The 22,801-nt window shown below is 69.2% G+C and carries 16 protein-coding genes; 8 read left to right on the top strand and 8 right to left on the bottom strand.

Features of this window, described 5'->3' with window-relative positions; all coding sequences use genetic code 11:
* Positions 1 to 12 precede the first annotated feature (12 nt).
* Genes AC1Q87_RS07740 through AC1Q87_RS07725 form a run of 4 tightly spaced genes read left to right on the top strand, consistent with a single transcriptional unit; the run spans position 13 to position 5,484 of the window.
* Positions 13 to 1,170, top strand: coding sequence for an isovaleryl-CoA dehydrogenase (locus tag AC1Q87_RS07740; protein WP_492608398.1), 1,158 nt, complete (start codon positions 13 to 15; stop codon positions 1,168 to 1,170).
* Positions 1,167 to 2,759: a carboxyl transferase domain-containing protein gene (locus AC1Q87_RS07735; protein ID WP_492608397.1), complete on the top strand. Its 1,593-nt coding sequence runs from the start codon at positions 1,167 to 1,169 to the stop codon at positions 2,757 to 2,759. Before AC1Q87_RS07740 ends, AC1Q87_RS07735 begins: the two co-directional genes overlap by 4 nt.
* A 2-nt stretch (positions 2,760 to 2,761) precedes the next feature.
* Positions 2,762 to 4,642: an acetyl/propionyl/methylcrotonyl-CoA carboxylase subunit alpha gene (locus AC1Q87_RS07730; RefSeq protein ID WP_492608396.1), complete on the top strand. Its 1,881-nt coding sequence runs from the start codon at positions 2,762 to 2,764 to the stop codon at positions 4,640 to 4,642.
* A gap of 41 nt (positions 4,643 to 4,683) precedes the next feature.
* On the top strand, positions 4,684 to 5,484 hold the full coding sequence (locus AC1Q87_RS07725; RefSeq protein ID WP_492608395.1) for an aminoglycoside 3'-phosphotransferase: 801 nt from the start codon (positions 4,684 to 4,686) through the stop codon (positions 5,482 to 5,484).
* On the opposite strand, the gene AC1Q87_RS07720 is transcribed toward AC1Q87_RS07725, so the two are convergent.
* A complete protein-coding gene (locus tag AC1Q87_RS07720) occupies positions 5,457 to 6,227 on the bottom strand; it encodes a hypothetical protein (RefSeq protein WP_492608394.1) in 771 nt (256 codons plus the stop codon). The genes AC1Q87_RS07725 and AC1Q87_RS07720 overlap by 28 nt on opposite strands.
* A 144-nt stretch (positions 6,228 to 6,371) precedes the next feature.
* Here AC1Q87_RS07720 and AC1Q87_RS07715 point away from each other — a divergent pair, with 144 nt between their 5' ends.
* Entirely contained in the window at positions 6,372 to 7,733 is a 1,362-nt protein-coding gene (locus tag AC1Q87_RS07715) for a hypothetical protein (RefSeq protein WP_492608393.1), read from the top strand.
* A 150-nt stretch (positions 7,734 to 7,883) separates the two neighbouring features.
* Here the strand turns inward: AC1Q87_RS07715 and AC1Q87_RS07710 are convergent, their stop codons facing one another.
* The 5 genes from AC1Q87_RS07710 to AC1Q87_RS07690 all read right to left on the bottom strand — a co-directional run bounded on the left by AC1Q87_RS07710 (position 7,884) and on the right by AC1Q87_RS07690 (position 13,019).
* Positions 7,884 to 8,996 carry an S-(hydroxymethyl)glutathione dehydrogenase/class III alcohol dehydrogenase gene (locus AC1Q87_RS07710; protein WP_492608392.1) on the bottom strand — a complete coding sequence of 371 codons (1,113 nt, stop codon included), beginning with the start codon at positions 8,994 to 8,996 and terminating at the stop codon, positions 7,884 to 7,886.
* A gap of 69 nt (positions 8,997 to 9,065) precedes the next feature.
* Positions 9,066 to 10,265 (bottom strand): alanine racemase, encoded by a 1,200-nt coding sequence (locus AC1Q87_RS07705; protein ID WP_492608391.1) that lies wholly within the window; start codon positions 10,263 to 10,265, stop codon positions 9,066 to 9,068.
* Positions 10,262 to 10,777, bottom strand: coding sequence for a Rid family hydrolase (locus AC1Q87_RS07700; RefSeq protein ID WP_492608390.1), 516 nt, complete (start codon positions 10,775 to 10,777; stop codon positions 10,262 to 10,264). The genes AC1Q87_RS07705 and AC1Q87_RS07700 overlap by 4 nt, the downstream gene beginning before the upstream one ends.
* A 101-nt stretch (positions 10,778 to 10,878) precedes the next feature.
* Positions 10,879 to 11,370 carry a RidA family protein gene (locus AC1Q87_RS07695; RefSeq protein WP_492608389.1) on the bottom strand — a complete coding sequence of 164 codons (492 nt, stop codon included), beginning with the start codon at positions 11,368 to 11,370 and terminating at the stop codon, positions 10,879 to 10,881.
* 56 nt (positions 11,371 to 11,426) lie between these two features.
* Positions 11,427 to 13,019: a flavin monoamine oxidase family protein gene (locus tag AC1Q87_RS07690; protein WP_492608388.1), complete on the bottom strand. Its 1,593-nt coding sequence runs from the start codon at positions 13,017 to 13,019 to the stop codon at positions 11,427 to 11,429.
* A gap of 630 nt (positions 13,020 to 13,649) precedes the next feature.
* On the opposite strand from AC1Q87_RS07690, the gene AC1Q87_RS07685 reads away from it, so the two are divergent.
* Positions 13,650 to 16,307: a TonB-dependent receptor plug domain-containing protein gene (locus AC1Q87_RS07685; RefSeq protein ID WP_492608387.1), complete on the top strand. Its 2,658-nt coding sequence runs from the start codon at positions 13,650 to 13,652 to the stop codon at positions 16,305 to 16,307.
* Between the two features lie 34 nt (positions 16,308 to 16,341).
* Here AC1Q87_RS07685 and AC1Q87_RS07680 read toward each other — a convergent pair whose 3' ends face one another.
* Positions 16,342 to 16,878 carry a GNAT family N-acetyltransferase gene (locus AC1Q87_RS07680; RefSeq protein WP_492608386.1) on the bottom strand — a complete coding sequence of 179 codons (537 nt, stop codon included), beginning with the start codon at positions 16,876 to 16,878 and terminating at the stop codon, positions 16,342 to 16,344.
* A gap of 105 nt (positions 16,879 to 16,983) precedes the next feature.
* Between AC1Q87_RS07680 and AC1Q87_RS07675 the strand changes: the two genes are divergently transcribed.
* Together AC1Q87_RS07675 and AC1Q87_RS07670 are read left to right on the top strand one after the other, a co-directional pair.
* The gene (locus AC1Q87_RS07675) at positions 16,984 to 18,357 is read left to right on the top strand and encodes an L-serine ammonia-lyase (protein WP_492608385.1); all 1,374 of its coding nucleotides are present in this window, start codon (positions 16,984 to 16,986) and stop codon (positions 18,355 to 18,357) included.
* A 100-nt stretch (positions 18,358 to 18,457) separates the two neighbouring features.
* Positions 18,458 to 18,853, top strand: a complete 396-nt coding sequence (locus tag AC1Q87_RS07670) for a DUF6491 family protein (RefSeq protein ID WP_492608384.1) — start codon at positions 18,458 to 18,460, stop codon at positions 18,851 to 18,853.
* Here AC1Q87_RS07670 and AC1Q87_RS07665 read toward each other — a convergent pair.
* Positions 18,850 to 22,758 carry a CHAT domain-containing protein gene (locus AC1Q87_RS07665; protein WP_492608383.1) on the bottom strand — a complete coding sequence of 1,303 codons (3,909 nt, stop codon included), beginning with the start codon at positions 22,756 to 22,758 and terminating at the stop codon, positions 18,850 to 18,852. The genes AC1Q87_RS07670 and AC1Q87_RS07665 overlap by 4 nt on opposite strands.
* Positions 22,759 to 22,801: the final 43 nt, after the last annotated feature.

The raw sequence follows: 22,801 nt of genomic DNA, 5'->3' as shown, positions 1-22,801 counted from the left end.
AAGGCACGCAGAATGTCCGGTCCCACCTTCCAGTTCGGCCTCGGCGAGAACGCCGACGCGATCCGCGAGACCACCGCCCGCTTCGCCGCCGACAAGATCGCGCCGATCGCCGCCCAGGTGGACGCGACCAACACCTTCCCGCGCGAACTCTGGCCGCAGATGGGCGAGCTCGGCCTGCACGGGATCACCGTCGAGGAGGAGTTCGGCGGGCTCGGCCTCGGCTATCTCGAGCACGTGGTGGCGATGGAGGAAGTTTCCCGCGCCTCGGCCTCGGTGGGCCTCTCCTACGGCGCGCACTCGAACCTCTGCGTCAACCAGATCCGCCGCTGGGGCTCGGTCGAACAGAAGCGCAAGTATCTGCCGGGGCTGATCAGCGGCGAACATGTCGGTTCGCTGGCCATGAGCGAGGTCGGCTCCGGCTCCGACGTGATCTCCATGCGCACCCACGCCGAGCACCGCGGCGACCGCTACGTGCTGAACGGCACGAAGTTCTGGATCACCAACGCCCCGCACGCCGACACCCTGGTCGTCTACGCCAAGACCTCGCCGGACGAGGGCAGCCGCGGCGTCACCGCCTTCCTGGTCGAGAAGGGCATGAAGGGCTTCAGCGTCTCGCCCAAGCTGGACAAGATGGGCATGCGCGGTTCCGACACCGCCGAGCTGGTGTTCGAGGATTGCGAGATCCCCGAGGAGAACGTGCTCGGCCCGCTCAACGGCGGCGCCGGCGTGCTGATGAGCGGCCTCGATTACGAGCGCGCGGTGCTCGCCGCCGGTCCGCTCGGCATCATGCAGGCCTGCCTCGACGTGGTCCTGCCCTACGTCCGCGAGCGCAAGCAGTTCGGCAAGCCGATCGGCTCGTTCCAGCTCATGCAGGGCAAGATCGCCGACATGTACGTCGCCCTGAACTCGGCCCGTACTTACGTCTACGCGGTGGCCAAGGCCTGCGACGCGGGCCTCACCACCCGCTTCGACGCCGCCGGCGCGATCCTGCTGGCTTCCGAGAATGCGGTGAAGGTCAGCCTGGAGGCGGTCCAGGCCCTGGGCGGCGCCGGCTACACCAAGGAGTTCCCGGTCGAGCGGCTGGTCCGCGACGCCAAGCTCTACGATATCGGCGCGGGCACCAACGAGATCCGTCGCTTCCTCATCGGCCGGGAGCTGCTGGGCGCATGACCAAACTCGCCACCTCGATCGACAAGGCCTCGGCGACGTTCCAGGCCAACGACACGCACAACCGCGCGCTCGCCGCCGAACTGGCGCAGCACACCGCCCACGCCGCGCTCGGCGGTCCGGAGCCGTCGCGCCAGCGCCACGCCTCGCGCGGCAAGCTGCTGCCGCGCCAGCGGGTCGAGCGGCTGCTCGATCCTGGCGCGCCATTCCTGGAGGTCGGCGGCTTGGCCGCCCACGGGCTCTACAAGGACGAAGCCCCCGGCGCCGGCATCATCACCGGCATCGGCCGCGTGTCCGGCCGCGAGGTGATGATCGTCGCCAACGACGCGACGGTGAAGGGCGGGGCCTATTTCCCCACCACGGTGAAGAAGCATCTGCGGGCGCAGGAGATCGCCATGCAGAACCGCCTGCCGTGCGTCTACCTGGTCGACAGCGGCGGCGCGAACCTGCCGCACCAGGCCGAGGTCTTCCCCGACCGCGACCACTTCGGCCGCATCTTCTTCAACCAGGCCCGGATGAGCGGCGAGGGCATCCCCCAGATCGCCTGCGTCATGGGCTCGTGCACGGCCGGCGGCGCCTATGTTCCGGCCATGTCCGACGAGACGGTGATCGTCCGCGGCCAGGGCACCATCTTCCTGGGCGGCCCGCCGCTGGTGAAGGCCGCCACCGGCGAGGTGATCACCGCCGAGGAACTGGGCGGCGCCGACACCCACGGCCGCCGCTCCGGCGTCGTCGACTACGTGGCCGAGGACGACGAGCACGCCCTGACCATCGTCCGCTCGATCGTCGCCAACCTGAACACCACCAAGCAGGTCGAGCAGGACCTGCGCGACCCGCGCCCGCCCGCCTACGACCCGGCCGAGCTCTACGGCATCGTGCCCACCGACGTGCGCGCGCCTTACGACGTGCGCGAGGTCATCGCCCGCATCGTCGACGGCTCCGACTTCGACGAGTTCAAGGCCCTCTACGGCACGACCCTGGTCTGCGGCTTCGCCCGCATCTGGGGCCAGCCGGTGGCCATCCTGGCCAACAACGGCGTGCTGTTCTCGGAAAGCGCGCTGAAGGGCGCGCACTTCATCGAGCTGGCCTGCAAGCGCAAGATCCCGCTGGTCTTCCTGCAGAACATCTCCGGCTTCATGGTCGGCGGAAAGTACGAGGCCGGCGGCATCGCCAAGGACGGCGCCAAACTGGTCACCGCTGTGGCCTCGGCTGAGGTGCCGAAGTTCACCGTGCTGATCGGCGGCTCGTTCGGAGCTGGCAACTACGGCATGTGCGGCCGCGCCTATAGCCCGCGCTTCCTGTGGACCTGGCCCAACAGCCGCATCTCGGTGATGGGCGGCGAGCAGGCCGCCAGCGTGCTGGCCACCGTCCACCGCGACGCCGACAAGTGGACGAGCGCCGAGGAAGAGGCCTTCAAAGCCCCGATCCGCGAGCGCTACGAACACGAGGGTTCGCCCTACTTCGCCACCGCCCGCCTCTGGGACGACGGCATCATCGACCCGGTCCAGACGCGCGACGTGCTGGGCCTTTCCATCTCCGCAGCCCTCAACGCGCCGATCCCGGAAACCCGGTTCGGCGTCTTCCGGATGTGACCATGATCAGCAGCATTCTGGTCGCCAATCGTGGCGAGATCGCCTGCCGCGTCTTCCGCACCGCCCAGGCCATGGGCCTGGTCACCGTCGCGGTCTATTCCGAGGCCGACGCCGACGCCCCGCACGTGCGCATGGCCGACCAGGCCGTGCTGATCGGCCCCGCCGCCGCGCGCGAGAGCTACCTGGTGGCTGAGAAGATCATCGACGCGGCCCTGGCCACGGGCGCCGACGCCATCCACCCCGGCTACGGCTTCCTCTCCGAGAACGCCGAGTTCGCCGAGGCGGTGGTCGCCGCCGGCCTGACCTGGATCGGCCCGCCGCCGTCCGCCATTCGGGCCATGGGCCTGAAGGACGCCGCCAAGTCGCTGATGGCCAATGCCGGCGTGCCGGTCACGCCCGGCTATCTCGGCGAAGACCAGAGTCCCGCGCGGCTCCAGGCCGAGGCCGACCGCATCGGCTATCCCGTGCTGATCAAGGCCGTCGCCGGCGGCGGCGGCAAGGGCATGCGCAAGGTCGACGACGCGGCCGCCTTCGCCGCCGCCCTGACCTCCTGCCAGCGCGAGGCCGCGGCCTCGTTCGGCGACGACCGGGTGCTGCTGGAGACCTACGTCACCCGTCCGCGCCACATCGAGGTGCAGGTGTTCGGCGACTCCGAGGGCAATGTCGTCCACCTCTACGAGCGCGACTGCTCGCTGCAGCGCCGCCACCAAAAGGTCATCGAGGAGGCCCCGGCCCCCGGCATGAGCGAGGCGGCCCGCGCGGCGGTCACCGGGGCCGCCGTCCGCGCCGCCCAGGCCGTCGGCTATGTCGGCGCCGGCACCGTCGAGTTCATCGCCGACGCCAGCGAAGGCCTGCAGCCTGATCGCATCTGGTTCATGGAGATGAACACCCGCCTGCAGGTCGAGCACCCGGTCACCGAGGCGGTCACCGGCGTCGACCTGGTCGAATGGCAGATCCGCGTCGCCGCCGGCGAGCCGCTGCCGCTGGCCCAGGAGGACATCGTCCTCTCCGGCCATGCCATGGAAGCGCGCCTCTACGCCGAGAACCCGGCCGGCGGCTTCCTGCCCTCGATCGGCCCGCTCGAGCACTTCAAGCTGCCCGAAGACCTGGTCCGCGTGGACACCGGCGTGGAGGAGGGCGGCGAGGTCTCGCCCTTCTACGACCCGATGATCGCCAAGCTGATCGCCCACGCCCCGACCCGCGAGGGCGCTTCCGACCTGCTGGCCCAGGCCTGCAGCGAGGTCGAGGTCTGGCCGGTGAAGACCAACGCCGGCTTCCTGGCCCGCTGCCTCGACCATCCCGACTTCATCGCCGGCGACGTCGACACCGGCTTCATCGGTGCGCGGATCGAGGCCCTGGCCGCCCAGCAGGCCCCGTCCGAGCACGCCCTGGCCTCGGCCGCCATGGCTGTGACCCTGGACGAGGAAGACGCCCCCGCCGATCCGTGGGACGGCCTGACCGGCTTCCGGCTCAACGCCGCGCCGGCGGCCTCCATGCGGCTCTATCTCGGCGACCAGGGCTTCGACGCGCCTCTCTTCAGCGACGAGCTGCCGGGCGACGTGCTGCTGACGCAGGACGGCGAGGTGGTGGTCTTCGACGCGGGCGAAACCTTCGTCCTCACCCTGCGCCCGCCGGTCAAGGACGCCGCCCACGGCGGCGGCGGCGACGGGGCGATCGCCTCGCCGATGCCGGGCAAGGTGGTGGCCGTTGCGGTGTCGGTCGGCGACGCGGTCGTGCGCGGCCAGACCCTGCTGACCCTCGAGGCCATGAAGATGGAGCACGCTCTCAGCGCGCCCTTCGACGGGCAGGTCGAATCCTTGTCGGTTTCTGTGGGCGACCAGGTCAGCGAGGGGGTGACATTGGCCAGGCTCGTCACCACCTAGGTCCACTGAACCTAGACTTTGGCGTGCGAGGAGAGGCGGCCATGAACGAGGTCGCTTCCGCCGACGAGTACGTGCTCTGCATGCTGGAGGCCGCCGGCCTGCCGCGCGGCTGCGCCCCGGTCGAAATCGTCGGCCACGGCCAGTCGGGCGACCTGATCGCCACGGTCGGCCCCTGCGTCGTCAAGTTCGCCCCCGGCGACCATCCCGGCAGCGCCGAGACCCTGGCCCGCGAGGGCGAGGTCGTGCGCTGGCTGGCCGGCCGCGTGCGCGTCGCCGCCACCCTGTGGAGCGGCGCCTTCGAGGGCGGCTTCTGCCTGATCAGCGAGCGGCTGCACGGCCAGGCGGTCTCGCACGTCGCGCCGCACGACGCCGCCGACGCCCTGGCCGCGACGGCCGATCTGCTGGCCCGGCTGCACGCACTCGATCCCGCCGGCTGCCCGTTCGACATGAGCCTGCCGGCCAAGTTCGCCCTCGCCGAGCGCCGCGTCGCCGCCGGCCTGGTCGACGAGGAGGACTTCGACGACGAGCGCGCCGGCTGGACCGCCGTCCAGGCCCTGGACGCCGCCCGCGCCGCGCGCCCGGCCAGCGAGCGCCTGGTCCTCACCCACGGCGACGCCAGCCTGCCGAACTTCATCTGGAGCCCTGGCCGCCCGGTCGGCATGGTCGACCTCGGCCGCTTCGGCCTGGCCGACCGCTACCAGGACCTCGCGCTCTTCCTGCGCTCGGCCAAATTCAACCACCCCCACCTCGACGCCGCCGCCATCCTGCGCGAGCGCTACCCGCTCGACGCCGTCGACGAAGCCGTCTGCGCATTCTACCGGCTGATGGACGAGTTCTTCTGAGGCGGGCATAGCGCCGCCGTCAGGTCGAACGCCACAGGTTCAGCGTCGTCGATGAACCTATACCGATAGCTGACCGAACCGCCGCTCTGGAGGATCTCGCGGACTCCGGCATTTGCGCAGGCTTCTGCGGGGAGTTCGCTCTGCAGGAAGGCGAGCATCACGTCCCGCGATGTCGCTGGCTTGGTGATCTCATGGTTGAGAACCAGCATCTTCTGTTCGCGCCGGGCGCTGGTGAGAATGGTGACCTCATCCACCTTGAGGGGCAGCATCGATGCGGTAGAGGCTATCTCGTCATCGATCACCGCCTCCGCTGACATTGCCGGGGGGGCGTCCGCGCTAGGGGCCAACATCGAGGCGAAGTTCGAATAGAGGAGGCCCCCAGTCACCAGGGTGAGCGCCGTCAGTTCAAGCGCCTTGCGTCCCTTCGATGCGTACGCGATCGCGCCGTCATTGGACGGCTTGGCTTCGACATACAGGCGTCGGACGATGTAGGCGACGCCGCCATAGAACACGACCAGGAAGACGATCCCGTAGAGCCCGAACAAGGGTCCGTCATCCGTCGCTTGGCGGATTGCGCGGCTGATCAGGCCGTCACGTTCCGGCTCGGCCAGGCTTCCATAGCTGGCGAAGAGGTACGTCGCAGCGGCCTGCCACAGCCACATCGCGCCAACCCACCGCCAATACGAGATGTAGCGGTACCTCAAGATGCCTAGCACCGCCGGAATGAAAACCAAAAGCCACATGTGAGCCGATCCCTCCGGACGCGCCTTGGTTGCAGCAAAGCTCATATGTTCTTGTTTTGTTCTTGTCAAGCTTGCCCACCTAGGTTACATATCATCGTTACGCGGGCAATCGTTCCGCATGTTCTCCCAGATCTAGGAGGGTAGATGGCGGTGCAGTCCAAACTCGCGGCGGTGCTAGACGGCGTCGGCGAACTCGCAAATCAAAAACGCGAGGAAATTGACGCGACGCGTGAAAGCCTCGCTCGCTTCGGGCAGCAAGCAAGAGCGCAGGCCGCCGCGGCGATATTGTCGGTCGCTCGAAATCCCAACACCCCGCCCGGCGTCGCCCGTCAGGCCATGCGCGCCGCCGCACAGGTTTCACCGAAAGCGCCTGTCCCGAAGAAAGCTTCTCCGGCGAAAGCTGCACCGACTTCTCGGGCGGCCGTCGCGAAGCCGAAGGTCGCGCCGGCGCCTACGATTCGAGAGCGCATTGACGAAAATCTAGGACGCGCTGGCGCCTTCGTGAACGGCGCTGGAGATGCCGCGACGGCTGGGTTGGGGAACCACCTGGCGGTCATTCAACAGATGAAGCAGGGGCAGTGGATTGGGCTGAACCCCGTCGAGAGTTACAAGCATCTCCTGGGCCTGCAAGAGGCCCAAGACCAGCGCGACAAAGAGAAGTATCCGCTGTCGCGTGGTGCGGGGGCTGTCGTTGGAACGGTCGCCCCCCTCGTGCTGACCGGCGGCGCCAGTGCGGCTCCCCAAGGCTTCGCGAGGATCGCCCCACACGCGGTCAAGGGCGTCGGCTGGGGCGCGCGTGCCTTGGTGAAGCGATTTGGGCCGCAAGCGGGCGTGTCTCTGGCGAGCGGTGGCGCTAGTGCGGCGACGCAGGTGTCAGTCGATGCGGCGGATCCACGCCGCCAAGTCAATCCGATCGATACGGCTAGCGCGTTTGTCGGCGGCATGACGGGCGGGCTCGCGACGCTTTACGGCGACGTTCGGTCGGGAGCCGTCGCTGATGCCGTCGCGACGGAACTGACACGCGCCGCGCTTCGCGGCGAACGGCCGTCTCTTGAAGCGATGGGGCAAAGCGCGGTCGCAGGCGCTTACTTGGGAAAGATGGCCAGTGATGTGGCCCGAGGGTGGTCTCAAGGCCTACCGTCCAGCAAATACCACAGGCGTGGCCGCTGGATTTCGAAGGAAGAGCTTGGTGAGAAGCTGTCCGAGACCAAGTCGCGTCTGCAGGGCGAAAGTGTGATCCGCCCAGCGCGTCCGGAAAAGGTGTCTGGAGGAGAGACTCGCCCAGATCACGCCAGTGTCGACATCTTGTCAGGCCCTGGCGCGCCGGCGCTGCCTCGTGAAAGCAAATTTGGCTTCTATGCGCGTTTGACGAAACGCCAGCTTGAAGCCTTGGGGGAACTGGTTGGCTACAGGGTCGACCACTTCACGCCCGACGATGTCGGTAGGATCGGCGGTGGCTTCCTAGCGTCGATTGGCGGCAATGCACCACAAGGCAACAATCGCTAACGTCAAAGCACTCTGGCAGGACCTTGGCGGGGTTGGCTACGGCCGCCGTTGCACCTCTGCCCTGCTACCGCGCCTCGATCTCGCCGGACGGCTGAGGTGCGTGCACGTCCGTGCACTGGCGGGTAGGAGTGCAGCTGGCTGCCGCGCGCCCTAGAAAACCACCACGCTTCTGATGCTCTCGCCCGCGTGCATCAGGTCGAAGGCCTTGTTGATGTCTTCGAGCGGCATGACGTGGGTGATCATCGGGTCGATCTGGATCTTCCCGTCCATGTACCAGTCGACGATCTTCGGCACGTCGGTGCGGCCGCGGGCGCCGCCGAAGGCCGAGCCTTTCCAGACGCGGCCGGTGACCAGCTGGAACGGGCGGGTGGAGATCTCCTTGCCGGCCTCGGCCACGCCGATGATCACGCTCTCGCCCCAGCCGCGATGGCAGGCTTCCAGCGCCTGGCGCATGACGTTGGTGTTGCCGGTGCAGTCGAAGGTGTAGTCCGCGCCGCCGTCGGTCAGGGCGACCAGGTGCTGGACGATGTCGGCGCCGCCGATGTCCTGCGGGTTGACGAAGTGGGTCATGCCGAACTTGGCGCCCCATTCCTCGCGGTCGGGATTGATGTCGACGCCGACGATCATGTCGGCGCCCACCATCTTCAGGCCCTGGATCACGTTGAGGCCGATGCCGCCGAGGCCGAAGACGATGCAGTTGGCGCCCGGCTCGACGCCGGCGGTGTTGACCACCGCGCCGACCCCGGTGGTCACGCCGCAGCCGATGTAGCAGGCCTTGTCGAACGGCGCGTCGGGCCGGATCTTGGCGACCGCGATCTCGGGCAGCACCGTGTAGTTCGAGAAGGTCGAGCAGCCCATGTAGTGGGCGATGGCCTGGCCCTTGTACGAGAAGCGGCTGGTGCCGTCGGGCATTTGGCCCTTGCCCTGCGTGCCGCGGATCGCGGTGCAGAGGTTGGTCTTGCGCGAGAGGCAGCTTTTGCACTGCCGGCATTCGGGCGTGTAGAGCGGGATCACGTGGTCGCCGGGCTTGACGCTGGTGACGCCAGGGCCGACCTCGACCACCACGCCCGCGCCCTCGTGGCCGAGGATCGAGGGGAAGATGCCCTCCGAGTCCAGGCCGTCCAGGGTGTAGGCGTCGGTGTGGCAGATGCCGGTGGCCTTGATCTCGACCAGCACCTCGAACGCCTTGGGACCTTCCAGGTCGACCTCGACGATTTCCAGCGGCTTCTTGGCTTCGAAGGCGACGGCGGCGCGGGTCTTCATGGCGTCCTCATGGGCGGCGGCGGGTGTCGCCCCCCACTACGACGCGGCTTCCCGCAGGGAAAGCCACGATCAGCGTGAACTGCGCCGTGCGTCCACCGGCCAGGTCTCGAAGGAGCCGTCCTCGTCCACCACGATCAGCGCGTCGTAGAGGTTGATGGTCGGGTCGATGTGCCCCGGCTGCAGCCAGACCACGTCGCCGACCTTCGGCGCGTCGGCCGGCCAGGCGATCGACGCGTCCTCGTCAGCCGCGGCGATGCCGCCGGCGAAGTCGGCCCCGGCGGCCTTGACCACGCCCATCATCGCCGGGTGGAACAGGGCTGAATGCTCGTCGCCCATCGGCCGCCAGCGGGTTCCCTGCGGCGCCCCGGCCGCCACGCGGGCCGGCGGGCCGTCGACCGAATGCGCCTTCAGCCCCGAGTCGCAGACCACGTGAGTCTTGTGGCGGGCCGAAACCACGCTGGTGGCGATGTAGAGCGCCTGCCGAAACGGCCAGGCCTGGCCGTCGATGGCGCCGCAGTCCTCGTACTCGACGTCCATGAACACGTAGGAGCCGGCCTGGATCTCGTTGAACACGCCGCTGGCCAGGTCCTCGACATAGGTGCCGGTGCCGCCGCCGGTGACGAGCTCGGGCTTCAGCCCCGCCTCGCTCAGCTCGCCGACCAGCGCGCCCAGCCGCTGGCGCGTCACCTGGCAGGCGGCGCGCCGCGCCTCCAGGTCGGCCAGGTGCTGCAGATGGCCAAGATAGGCCTGGATCCCGCGATAGACGAGGCCCGGCGTCTGGCTGGCCAGCCGCGCCAGGGCGGCCACCTGCTCGGGCGGCACGCCAGTGCGGTGGGTGCCCAGGTCGATGTCGACCACCAGGCCGATGGTGGTCCCGGCCGCCTGCGCCGCCGCGCCCAGCCGCGCGATCTGGCCGGCGTCGTCGGCGACCACGGCGATCTTGACGCCCGACTTGGCGATGGCGGCGATCTGCTCGGCGGCCCACGGGGCCGGCGGCGAGGTGACCAGCAGGTCGCGCACGCCGGCGGCGGCATAGGCCTGCGCCTCGCCCACCGTCTGGCAGCAGAGCCCGACCGCGCCCAGCTCGATCTGCCGGCGGCCCAGCGTCGTGCACTTGTGCATCTTGCCATGGGCCCGCAGGCCGACGCCGGCGGCCGAGCACGCGGCCTGCATGGCCGCCAGGTTCGCCTCCAGCGCCGATCGCCGCACGACCAGGGCCGGCGTCACGGAAGGTTGGAAGGAGAGCAGGGGGCCCAGGGTGTCGGTCACGGTTTCCTCGCCGGCGAATGGACGATGAGCTGGATTTCTACGATTCCGGTCTCACCGAGGAGCCCGGTCGTACCAACCGCGGTCCAGGCTGGATAGGGCGCCTTCAGGTATTCGCCGACCACCGTCTCGAAGGCCGCGAACTGCTGGTCCTTGGTCCCGGCGAAGTTCGGGCCGTCCCAGACGTGGAAGGTGTTGATCATCGCCACGTCGGCGAAGCTCGCGCCCGAGGCGGTCAGCGTCTGCTTCAACTGTTCGAAACCGCGCCGGGCCTGGGCCTTGAAGGCCTCGGCGTCGTTGGATTCGCCGGGCGCGCGGAACACCACCACGCCCGAGACATAGAGCGTGTCGCCGGCCCGCCGCGCGGCGGCGTAGCGCCACTCGTCGTGCGCCTTCTCGGCCCCGGCGCTGGGCAGGATCACCTCGCCGCCCGGCGAGGGCAGGCGGATCGGGTACTCCTGGGCGCAGGCCGAACCGGCGGTCAGCAGGAAGAGGGCGAGGATCAGGGCGCGCATGGGGCTCTCGTCTGGATGTCTGGAGCTTCCGACGAGCGCCCCACTCGCGCCAGGGGGAAAGCGTTGGTCGACCAGAGCCCTCCTGCGGCCGACCAACAGCGCTACTTCTTCGGCTTCGCCGCCTGGACCTCGATCTCGACCATCATGCCGGGGGCGACCAGGGCCGCGACCTGGCTGGTGATGCGGGCGGTCTTGTTGGGCTGGGCGTCGGTTCCGTAGAACTGCTTGTAGCCCTCCATCATGCCGGCGAAGTCCATCGCCCCGCCCTTGGCCGGGTCGCCGACCAGCAGCACCCGCATCATGAACACGTCGCCGTGGGTCAGGCCCTCGGCCTTGAGGATGTCCTCGATCCGCTTCAGCACTCCGATGGTCTGGGTCTTGGTGTCGCCGAACTGCGGCGGCGTGCCGGCCGGAGCCCCGGCGTTGAGCGCCGGCGGGGTGATGCCGCTGACGTACATGATGTCCGTGCCGGCCGGCACTACGGCGGCCTGCAGGATCGGCGAGCTCGGCGCTCCGATCCGCTTGACCTGGGCGGCCGCGGGCGTGGCGGCGGCCAGCGCCAGCAGGGCGGCCGGCAGGATGAATTTTCGCATGAACTTCGGTTTCCTATGACTGAGCTTGGCTATTGGGCAGGCGATTGCGGCGGCGATCAAGCCGCCGCGCGGGGCTCCACCAATGCCCGCTGCTTCACCTGTTCGTTGAGCGCCGCGATCGTGCGTTGCGCCGAGAACACCGCGCCTTCCTGCCAGCCGGGCGTCTGGCTGAGGTGGGCGCCCGCGAAATGCACACGGCCGTGCGGCTGGTTCAGCAGCCGGTACTCGGCCGAATCGAAGTGCCCCTCCTGCATGCCCCCGCGCTCGCCCCAGCGCGGCCAAGGCCCCATGTTGAACGGGATCTTGCTCCAGTTGACGACGACCGGATTGGTCAGCTGGCCCTCGTGGCCAGGGTGCAGCTTGCCGACGACGGCGCGGGCCATGGCGACCTGCTCGGCCAGCGGGCGCTTGGCGAAGCCCTCGGCGCGGCCGCCCGAGCCATAGCAGGCCAGCAGCATGCCGCGTTCGGTGTGCAGGCCGTTGGACGGATACCAGATCAGGCTGGTCTCACCGCCGACGAACGAGATGCCGCCGTAGATCTGCTCCTTCTCCCAGAAGCGCGGCGCGTCGAAGCCGATCTTGTTGGAGAAGTCGTTGGGCACCGAGGCGATCGCCGCCTTCACGTCCTTTTCGAAGTTGTTGTCGATCTTGGCCAGCAGGGCCAGCGGCAGGGTGATGATCGTATAGTCGCCCTCGACCGCCTGGCTCTTGCCGCTGACGCGGTCGCGGTAGGTGACCTTCACGCCCTTGCCGTCGGCGCGAATTTGCGTGACCTCGGCGTTCTTGATCACCGGGCTGCGGATCGCGCGTTCGAAGCCGGCGATGATCTGGTCCATGCCGCCGGTCGGCTGGAACATCGTCGCCTGCATGTTGATGTTGTCCTCGAACAGCGTCGCGCCGATCTGAGGGTGGTTGATCAGGTCGCGGAACGCGGCCGGGTCGCGGGCCTTGGCGAACTGGTCGGCCGCGCCTGGCGCCTGCAGCAGGCCCGACCGCTCTGTGCCCTTGAAGGCCATGTCCTCGCCCAGGTCGCCATAAGCCTTGAGGAACGGCAGCAGCTTCTCCTTGTCCTCAAGGCTGAGGTCCTGGTCGAGCGCGCCCTTGTTCACCGCCTTGGCCAGCAGCTCGGAGATGTAGCCGCGGGTGTCGTTGACCCCCTGGCGCATCTGCAGCTTCTTGCCGCCGTCGGCCCACAGATAGGCGCTGCGGCTGGAATTGATCTCCACCTCCAGCGGCACCCCCAGCTTGCTGCAATAGGACAGCAGGCCCTGGTGATGGCTGGGGATCCGGGCCGGCCCGGCGTTCATGTAAAGCCCGTCGGAGAAGCGCACGGTCTGCGTCTCCTCGCCGACCATCTCGACCTTCGAGCCGTTGCGCAAAGTCCAGTTGCGCCCGCCCAGCCGGTCGCGCGCCTCCAGCAGCGTCACCGTGTAGCCGGCCCGCTCCAGTTCATAGGCCGCCACCAGGCCGGCGACGCCGCCGCCCAGAATGACCACCCGCTTGCCGCGTCCGGCGTCCGCGGCCATGGCCGGCGTCGCCGCCGACGCCACCGCGCCCATCAAGCCCAAGGTCCGCATCGCCGAGTAGGTCGCGCCGTATCCCCCGGCCGCGCCCAAACGGTTCAGAAACAACCGCCGACTGATCCCCATCTTTCGAGTTCCCCAGATCAACCACCAAGACGTTCATGACCCGCCTGCTCGCGCAGCGGTTCAAGCGACGGGCGCGTTCGGGGGCGCTTCAACGAACGGCGTGATCAATCGTGCGGCGCCGGCGGCTCGAATATTCCGCATCCGGAACACTGTCCGAATCCGACCGAATGTCGATCTCGGAGGTATTGATTAAAAGCGGGCACGCCGGTGTCCGAACCTCGTGCAGCAGTCACTTCGTCGGCTGCTTTGCCTGGGGGGGATGATTGACAGTCTAAACCTGCCGCGTGGAGCCTTCGGGTGTCGTGGCGGCCGATATCCCCGCGCGACGCCAGTAACCGCAAGACAATAAGCAAGAGCGCGTTCGAGGAAACACACAGGGCCCGGGCTCTCACCTGCGCGGAGAGTGTCTGAGATGTGCCTGCGTAAGCCTGTTCAGAGTTCAGACGCGCCGATGCCCAGGGCATCGCTCGCCGCGACCCTTTTCCGAAACATTCCGGCGCGACGCGGCCAGGTCTGCGCGCGCCCGACCAATCCGGTCCCCTGATCGCCGAAGGCGGCGCTGGGGGCTGTGACGAATGACGGTCGATGTCGGCCGTCAGTGCTGTGGGGGCAATAAACATGAGAACCAAAGTGCGTACCGGACTGCTCGCGGGCGTCTCTCTCGCGACCCTGTTTTCCGCCGGGATGGCTGCGGCGCAGTCGTCGACCATCGACGAGGTGGTGGTCACCGGCTCACGCGCCCTGCCGCGCACGGTGATGGAATCGCCGGTGCCGGTGGATTCGTTCAGCGCTGCGGACATCGAGGCGATCTCGCACTCCGACACCCAGGACCTGCTCAAGACTCTGGTGCCGTCGTACACGATCACGCGCCAGCCGATCTCCGACGGCGCCACCTTCATCCGTCCGGCGGCGCTGCGCGGTCTGTCGTCGGACAAGACCCTGCTGCTGGTGAACTCCAAGCGTCGCCACCGCGCCGCGCTGGTCACGACGGGCGGCGACGGCAGCCAATCGGCCGACGCCGCGCAAATTCCATCGGCGGCGTTGAAGTCGGTGGAGGTGCTGCGTGACGGCGCCGGCGCCCAGTACGGCTCGGACGCCATCGCCGGGGTCATCAACTTCATCCTGAAGGACAACGCCGAGGGCGGCCTCCTCAGCATCCAGGCCGGCCAGTACTACGAGAAGGACGGCGAAGGCATCGTCATCGGCGGCAACAAGGGTTTCTCGATCGGCGACTCGGGCTTCGTCAGCGTCTCGTTCGAGTGGACGACCGACCAGCCGACCAGCCGCGGCAAACAGTACTGCAACCGCAACATTCCCAATCAGGCGGCGGGCTTCTGCTCGGAGCTGTTCCCGACCGAAACCACCGCGCCCGGCTCGCCCTTCAGCGCCGCCTACGCCCAGTCGGTCGGCTATGGCCCCGGCCGCATCCCTGACGTCTGGCAGAAGTGGGGTCAGCCGGAATCCGAAGCCCTGCGGGTCTTCGTCAACGCCGGCTACGAGTTCTCCGACAACCTCGAGTTCTACATCTTCGGCAACTACGGCCAGAGCCACGCCAAGGAAGACTTCAACTACCGTCCGCCGATCGACATCGGGGCGACCACCAACCAGGCCGACGACTACGTCTACACCCGCACCGGCGGGCTGTTCCGCGCCAACCAGATCTTCCCGCGCGGCTTCACGCCCCAGTTCTTTGGCGACGTCTACGACACCAGCGTCGCCGGCGGCTTCCGCGGCGAGGTGCTGAACGGCCTGGGCTACGACCTGTCGGCCCGCTACGGCCGCAACGAGCTGGCCTACGACCTGACCGAGACGGTGAACTTCTCGCTGGGCGAAGCCAGCCCGACCGAATTCCACGTCGGTTCGTTGGTCTCTGACGAGTGGTCGCTCAACGCCGACTTCACCTATGCGGTCCCCACCGGCTTCACCGAGAACCCGCTGGCGATCGCGTTCGGCGCCGAGTACCGCAAGGAGGGCTACGAGATCCTGACCGGCGACGTGCCGTCCTATACCGCTGGACCCTACTCGACCCAGGACCCTTACGACTTCTGCACCAACGAGGCGGCGATCGCCCAGCGCACCCTGCGCCCGACCGCGCCGCAGAACGCCGGCATCGTCTGCAACACCTCGACCATCGTGCTCAACGGGCGGACCATCACCAACCCGGTCTATGCGGTGCTGGGCGTAGGCTCGAACGGCGCGCCCGGCTTCCCGCCGCTCTACTCCGGCCGTCTGACCCGGGACTCCTACGCCGCCTACGCCGAGGCCAGCCTCGACGTCACCGACCGCCTGTTCCTGCAGGGCTCGCTGCGCGGCGAGGACTTCTCCGACTTCGGCTCGACCGTCGACTACAAGGTCGCCGGCCGCTTCGAGATCGTCGACGGCATCGCGGTCCGCGGCTCGATCGGCACCGGCTTCCGCGCCCCGACCACCGGCCAGACCTTCACCACCTACACCTCGACCGTGGTCAACAACGGGGTGCCGGTGGCCCAGGGCCTGTTCCCGGCGACCAATCCGGTCGCCCAGTATCTGGGCGCCGCGCCGCTGGGTCCGGAGAAGTCGAAGAACTACTCGATCGGCCTGACCATGGAGCTGGTCGACGGCCTGAACATCACGCTCGACGCCTATCACATCAAGGTCGACGACATGTTCTACGCGATCACCCCGATCACGGTGACGCCGACCATCACCGCCGCCATGATCGCCGCCGGCATCCCCGGCGCCGACACCATCGGCCAGGTGAACTTCTTCCAGAACGCCTTCGACGCCAGCGTCACCGGCCTGGACGTCGTCGCCACCTACGCCCGCGCCTGGGAGAACGGCCAGAGCACCAACTTCTCGGCCTCGTTCAACATCAACAACCCGGTGGTCGAGGAGGTGAAGAAGTTCGTCGACGCCACCGGCACGACCCGCACCTTCTTCGACGGCGAGTACATCTACGACTTCAAGCACGCGACGCCGCATTGGCGCTCGGTGCTGACCGCGACCCACCACATCGGGGCGTTCTCGATCATGGGCCGGGCGAACGTCTATGGCTCGTACAAGAACATGTACAGCGTCTCGATCCCGACCGTTCAGACCTGGGATCCGGAGGTCCAGTTCGACGTCGAGGCCAACTGGGACCTCGACGAGACCTACACCCTGACGCTCGGCGTTCGGAACATCTTCGACAGCTATCCGACCCCGGACGAAACGGGCGAGCAGGGCACCAACGGGCGCATCTACCGCTCCGACTCGATCGTCGATTGGCAGGGCGGCTTCTACTACGCGAAGATTCAGATGAAGTTCTGATCCTGCTGGGCGGCCCTACCGGGTCGCCCAGTCTTCAGATCGACTTGCCCATCCGCACCAGCGGCACCTTCACGCCGTTCGAGGTTTCCGCCTCGAACGGCTCGATGCGTTGATAGCCGCAGGCCGCATAGAGCGGCTCGCCGGCCATGGTCGCGGCCATTTCGCAGCGGCTGAACCCTTCGGCCTTCGCCTTGGCCTCGCAGGTCGCCAGGATCAGCCGCCCGACGCCACGCCGCACGAAGCCGGGGTCGGTGTACATCGCCCGCACCCGCGCCGGCTCCGTCGCCGGGTCGACGAGCGCCGCGTCGCGTCCGGCCGAGTGGTCGCCGCCGAACAGGGTGGCGCGCCGGCTCCAGCCGCCGCAGCCGGCGATGACGTCGCCGGCCTCGACCACATAGTAGGTGCCGTCTTCAATCAGTTGGGTGTCCAGGCCCATCACCTCCTGCGAGGCCAGCACCTCGGCAGGCGGCAGGAAGGCCGGCAGCAGTTCCTTGATCGCTCGATCCATCACCAGTTTCAGGGCGGGGATGTCCTCGCGCGCGGCGGGGCGGATGTTCAGGCTGTCGCTCATGCCCTTTAGCTAGTGGGCCGGGCGGTCGGCGTCATCCCGCGGCTTGCTGTGCGGAACGCCTTGCCCCGACTTGGCCTAAATCGCGCAATGACGTACCAACCTGCCATGGCGAGCGCGTTCGATTTGTTCAAGTTGGGTGTGGGCCCGTCCAGCTCCCACACCATGGGTCCGATGACCGCCGGGGCGCGCTTCGTGCAGCGGCTGGCCGACCAGGGCAACCTCGCCCAGGTCGTCCGGGTCGAGGTCGCGCTCTACGCCTCCCTGGCCCTGACCGGGCGCGGCCACGCCACCGATCGCGCGGTGATCCTCGGCCTCGCCGGCTTCGTCCCGGCCAGCATCGATCCGGACGCCGCCGACGCCGCGCTCGAGACGATCGCCGCAGGCGGCCGGCTGCGGCTCGGCGGGCAGGGACCCGAGATCGCCTTCGATGCGGCTCGCGACATCCTCTGGGAAGGCCGCACCCGCCTGCCGCAGCATCCCAACGCCCTGGCCTTCCGCGCCTATGGCGACCAGGCGCTGCTTGATGAGAAGCTCTATTTCTCGATCGGCGGCGGCTTCGTGGTCGATGAGGCCGAACTGGCGGCCAACGCCGCCTCGCCCCAGGCCGCGCCCGAGCCCTATCCCTACACGTCGGGCGCCGAGCTGCTGGCTCAGGCCCAGACGGCCGGCCTGACCATCGCGCAACTGATGTTCGCCAACGAGACCGCGGTGCGCACGCCGGCCGAGGTCGAGGCCGGCCTCGACGCGATCTTCGCGGCCATGGAAGCCTGCATCGAGCGCGGCCTGCGCCAGGACGGCTGCCTGCCCGGAGGCCTCAAGGTCCGCCGCCGTGCGCGCCAGATCCACACCGACCTGATGAGCAAGGTCGAGCGCAACATCTCCGATCCGCTCGCCGCACTCGACTGGGTCAACCTCTGGGCCCTGGCGGTGAACGAGGAGAACGCCTCCGGCGGCCGCGTCGTCACCGCCCCGACCAACGGCGCGGCCGGGCTGTTGCCGGCGGTGCTGCGCTACTACGACCGCTTCCATCGCGGCGGGCCCGAGGGGCGGCGGACCTTCCTGCTGACCGCCGCGGCGATCGGCGCTCTCTACAAGCGCAACGCTTCGATCTCTGGCGCCGAGGTCGGCTGCCAGGGCGAGGTCGGAGTCGCCTGCTCGATGGCCGCCGCGGGCCTCACCGCCGCGCTCGGCGGGACCAACGCCCAGATCGAGAACGCCGCCGAAATCGCCATGGAGCACAACCTTGGCCTCACCTGCGACCCGATCGGCGGCCTCGTCCAGATCCCCTGCATCGAGCGCAACGCGATGGGCGCGGTGAAGGCCATCGACGCCTCGCGCCTGGCGCTGCTGGGCGACGGCCAGCACACGGTCAGTCTCGACAAGGTCATCGCCACCATGAAGCGCACCGGCGAGGATATGAGCGAGATCTACAAGGAGACCTCGCTCGGCGGCCTGGCCGTCAACATCGTCGAATGCTGAGCCGATGAACGCCCGATGAACGGCGTTCTCAACGCGAGTTCAAGGCGCCGCGCATAGCCTCCCGCCATGGGCTGGGCGTCCTACGAAAGGGACACACGAGATGAAGACCCTGATCGCCGCGTTCGCCGGGGGCGCGATGCTTCTGGCCGGAACGTTCGCCGCGGCGAACCCCGCCCCCGCCGTTGCGCCGGCCGAGCGGCCGTTGGGCGTCGACGCCCGCATTCCGTTCGCCAACTCGACTGGCATCCGCAACTTCCAGGCCGACGGCGACAACGCCTTGTGGATCGAGGGTCAGCGCGGCGAGTGGTATCGCGCCGAGCTGTTCGGCCCCTGCATCGGTCTCGATCACACGATGAAGGTCGGCTTCGTCACCCGCGGGACCAACACCCTAGACCGCTTCGGCCAGGTGCTGGTCGACGGCTCGAAGTGCCAGATCTCCAGCCTGGTGACCTCGGCCCCGCCGCCCGCCAAGGCCAAGAAGGCCAAGGCGTCCTAGGGCGGCGACAGCCGCAGCACGACCGCCTGGCTTCCCATCAGGCCGCCGACCAGCGCCTCGCCGGGTCGGCTGGCGTCTACGCTTGAGAAAAAGAGATTGGCGCCGGAGTCGAGCAGCTTCGGCGCCGACGCTGTTCCATCGGCGCCCAGGGTCAGGACCATGCCCCCGACCTGACTGCTCACGCGGCGCGGATCCAGGCCGAGTTCGGCCCGAAAGTCGATCTGGGCGACCTTGGTCGCGGCCGCCAGCACGCCGCCGTCGGCGCTCAGCCCCATCGCCCGAACCTCCGACCGGCCGACGCTGTCGTCGCGATAGAGCAGCTGCGACTGCAAGCCGGCGTCCAGCGCGATCACCCCGGCCTTCAGCTCGCCGTCGCAGGCGGCCATGAAGCCGCCGCCCAGCAGCACCCGGCCGCCCTGGGCCAGGGCCGTCGGCGCCGTCCAGCCGGTCAGCTGCTGAGACCCGATCAGCGCGCCGGTGCGCCGGTCGCGCATTTCGACCCAGGTGATCGGCACGCTGCCGCAAGGCTGCAGCTCCCAATCGTCCTCCTCGAAGCGTGTCGCCGGCGGCTCCGGAGCGCGCCCGCTGTAGGTGAGCAGGAGGTTCTCGCCCATCATCGACAGGGTCGCCTCCTCGATCGCCGTCGCTCGGGGCGGCGTCACCGCGAACAGCAGCCGCGGCGCTTGCGCCCCGTCCACCAGCATCACTTGTAGGCGGTCGGCGACCTCCTCGCCCCCGGTATGGACGCGCGCGGTCCTGTCCACGATCGCCACCGCAGTCTGGTTCGGCCCCAGCGCGACGCCGGTCACGGCCAGCGCCTCGCGCCCGGGCGTGCTCTCGCCGCGCCAGGTCGCGCGCACCGCGCCGCTGGCCGTGTCCAGGGTCGCCAGCACAGGCGCCATCCGCCCGTCGTCGCCGAGATCGCCGCCGCCGGCGATGACGCCGTCGCCCAGCTCGACCAGCAGCCGGGTCGGGTGGCTCATAGCGGTCTCGCGTCGCCAGCGCCCGAGGCTTTCCACGTGGGAACCAGCCGGATGGTCCAGCACGCGGGCCAGCACGGCTTGGCCGGAGCGTCGCAGCGCGACGACCTCGCCGCCGACGCCGGCCAGCGGTTCGACCGCGACGATCCCGCCCGCCCGCGCGGCAGGCGGCGGCGGGCGCGCCCCGTCGCCCAGCACGATCAACGGCGCCCAGAACCGCGGGTGCAGATAGGCCCGAGACGGCGGCGCCGCCAGGAACGCCCGTTGGGCGCCGGCCAGCGCCAAGGCCGGGCTCTCGCCGTGCTCGGTCCGCAGGCTGGCGAAGGTGGTCGCCACCACCTCCTTGGTGGTCTCCGAATCCACCGCCCACAGCGAGCCCAGGGTCGAGGGCACGCCGGCCACCGCGAAGGCCGAGGCCAGGGCCGGCAGCTCGCCGGCCATCTGCGCGACGTCGTAGTTGGCGGTGTTGCAGGCCGACAGCGCCACGAACCGTGCGCCGAGGTTCAGGTCGGCGATCTCAGAGGCGGTCAGCAGCCCGTCGTCCCATGGATCGACGGAGGAGACCGGCGTCAGCGCCAGCGCCGGCTCGCTCAGCCCCTCGATCTCGTCGCGGATCAGCCCATGCGTGGCGAACGACAGGTAACGATAGGACCCGAGCAGTTGCCCGCGGACGCCGAGTTCGGTCGCCGCGTTCTGGGTCAGCAGCTTGGCCGAGGCGAAACCCTTGGCCGACCGCTCCAACTCGTCCTTGGTCTCCGGCAGCGGCGTCAGGGCGGCCAGGCCCGCGCTGCGCGAGCCCGCCAGCAGCATCTTGGCGCGGTCCTCGCCCAGGTCGGTCGCCCCGCTCAGCACCGGGTCGCCGACGCCCAGGAAGTCGAAGTCCGAGGCCGGCGCCAGCGCCCCCGAGCGCGCCGCCAGGATCGCGCCGGGCGATCCCGCATAGCTGACCGCATGGCGGCGCACGAGCCAGTCGGCTTGGGCGAGGTCATAGCCCTCGCCGAGCCTCGGCGGCGCCTGCGGCAGCAGCACCGACAGGGGCAGCGGCGTGATCGAGGCGTCGGCGAGCCACAGCAGGTGGTCGCCGGCCTTCACGCATCCGTCGAACGGCGCGATCAGCAGCTTGTGCATCCGCACCGCCGCCGCGGCGGGGAACTGCGCGTCGAGCGCGTCCGAGGGCGCATGGCCGGCGGTCAGCGCCGCCTGCAGGATCTTGATATCCAGCGTCGCCTGCCGCAGATCGGCCGGGGCGACCCGCCGCATCACCTGATCGCCGCGCACGCACATATAGGCCATGCCGCCCGGAACCATGGCCACGCTCAGGGCCGCTTCACCGGGCCGCAGCGCCGCCTGGAACCGCTTCAGGTCGACGAGGTTCGATCCCGTCGCCGGCGCGAGCGAGCGGTCGATCTCGGCCAGCCGGACGGCGAAATCGCGCAGCGCCGCGCGCGCGCCCACATCATGTCTCAGCGGGACGGCTGGCTCCGGGGCTCGCGGCGTCGCCAGCTTGGCCAGTTCTGCGCGCTCATACGCGTCGCGCCGCGCGCGCAGCCGCAGGCCCTGGTGGATCGCCCGGCGCTGCAAGGCGTCCTTGGCCTGCGACAGCGCGATCAGCGCGTCGGCGTCGATGTTCGCCTGGAGCCGTCCGGCCAACTGGAACAGCACGAAGTTCGTCTCAGCCGCCGCCGGGCCGTCCTGATCGGCCTGGGTGAGGGCGAACGAGATCAGGATCTGCTCGATCGCGGCCGGCCGGCGCGAGGCGCCGACGTCCAGCGCCGGCGCGCGCTTCGCCGCGGCCGCGATAAGTCGGCCGGTCTGCGCCAAGCCTGCCTGCCGGCCGGCGCCGGGCTCCAGCGCCAGGGCGCGTCCAGCCGTGCGGTAGATCGCGGCCGGCTCGGCGTTGGCCCCTGCGCTCGCCTCAAAGGGGGCGGCCTGCGCCAGGGCCTCGGCGACGACCGGGTCGGCCTGCTGCTCGATCGCCGCGACCAGCGCCCGCGTCGCCAGATAGGCGGTCTCTTCGAATTCCGCCGGGGTCCGTCCTGCTCGCCGATAGAGCTTGCCGTACGGATGGGCGTCGATCGCCTCGCGCGCGCACTCCGGCCTCAGCAGGGCGGTGCAGGCCGCCGCCTTGCGGGTCAGGGCCTGGGCGGTCACGTAGGCGCGGCTTTCGTCGCCCAGTTCGATGACGCCTGCGGTGGCGACGGCGAGGTCCAGCACCGGCAGGGCGGCGGCGAACTGACCCTGCTCCAGCAGCAGTTCGGCCTCGATCAGCCGATACGTCATCGCATCGACGCTGAGCGGCGGCAGCGAGGCGGCGATGAACCCCCTGCTGGCGCGATAGACGCCATAGGCGCGGTCGCTCTGTCCCAGCACCCGCAGGCTGTCGATGGCGTCGGCCAGCGCCCAGGCGACCAGGAAGGCGTCGTCCTGCGGGTTCCTCAGCGATGCGATCAGCGACAGGGTCTTGTCGACGCTCTCGCCGGCCGCGGCGTAGTCCTCCTGCGCCAGCAGAATGCTCGAGGCCAGCGCCTGGCGGCGCAGATAGAGACCCGCATTGGCCGAGTTCTCCTGGCCCCAAAGCTCGCCGTCGAGGATCTTGGCGGTCAACGGCGCGGACCCGTAGGTGAACTTGCCGTAGTCCAGGAAGTAGCCGGTGCGGCGGACGTCCTCGCGCCGGGCCAGGTCGTTTGTCGTCGCGGGCGCGGGCAGGGCGATGTATTTCGGGACCTGCTCCAGGATGCAATCGCTGTCTCGGCGGTGGATGCAGATCTCCAGCAGCGTCGCGGTCGTTGCGCGGCGTGCGGCCGGGCTCAGCGTCTTGCTGGCCAGCTGGCGCTCCAGCTGCTGACGTGCGGTCTGGCCCTTGCCCTGGAAGTACAGCCCCCAGGCCGACGGCTCGGCCGCCACTGCCGGTTGCGAGCTGAGCAATATGAAGCTTGCGAGCGCGCCCCACGCCGCTAGGCTTCGCATG

This window comes from Phenylobacterium sp. GW823-FHT02A09, assembly GCF_058797775.1.
Note: the sequence above shows the minus strand (reverse complement) of the source record. Positions and strands in the feature narration are given on the sequence as shown.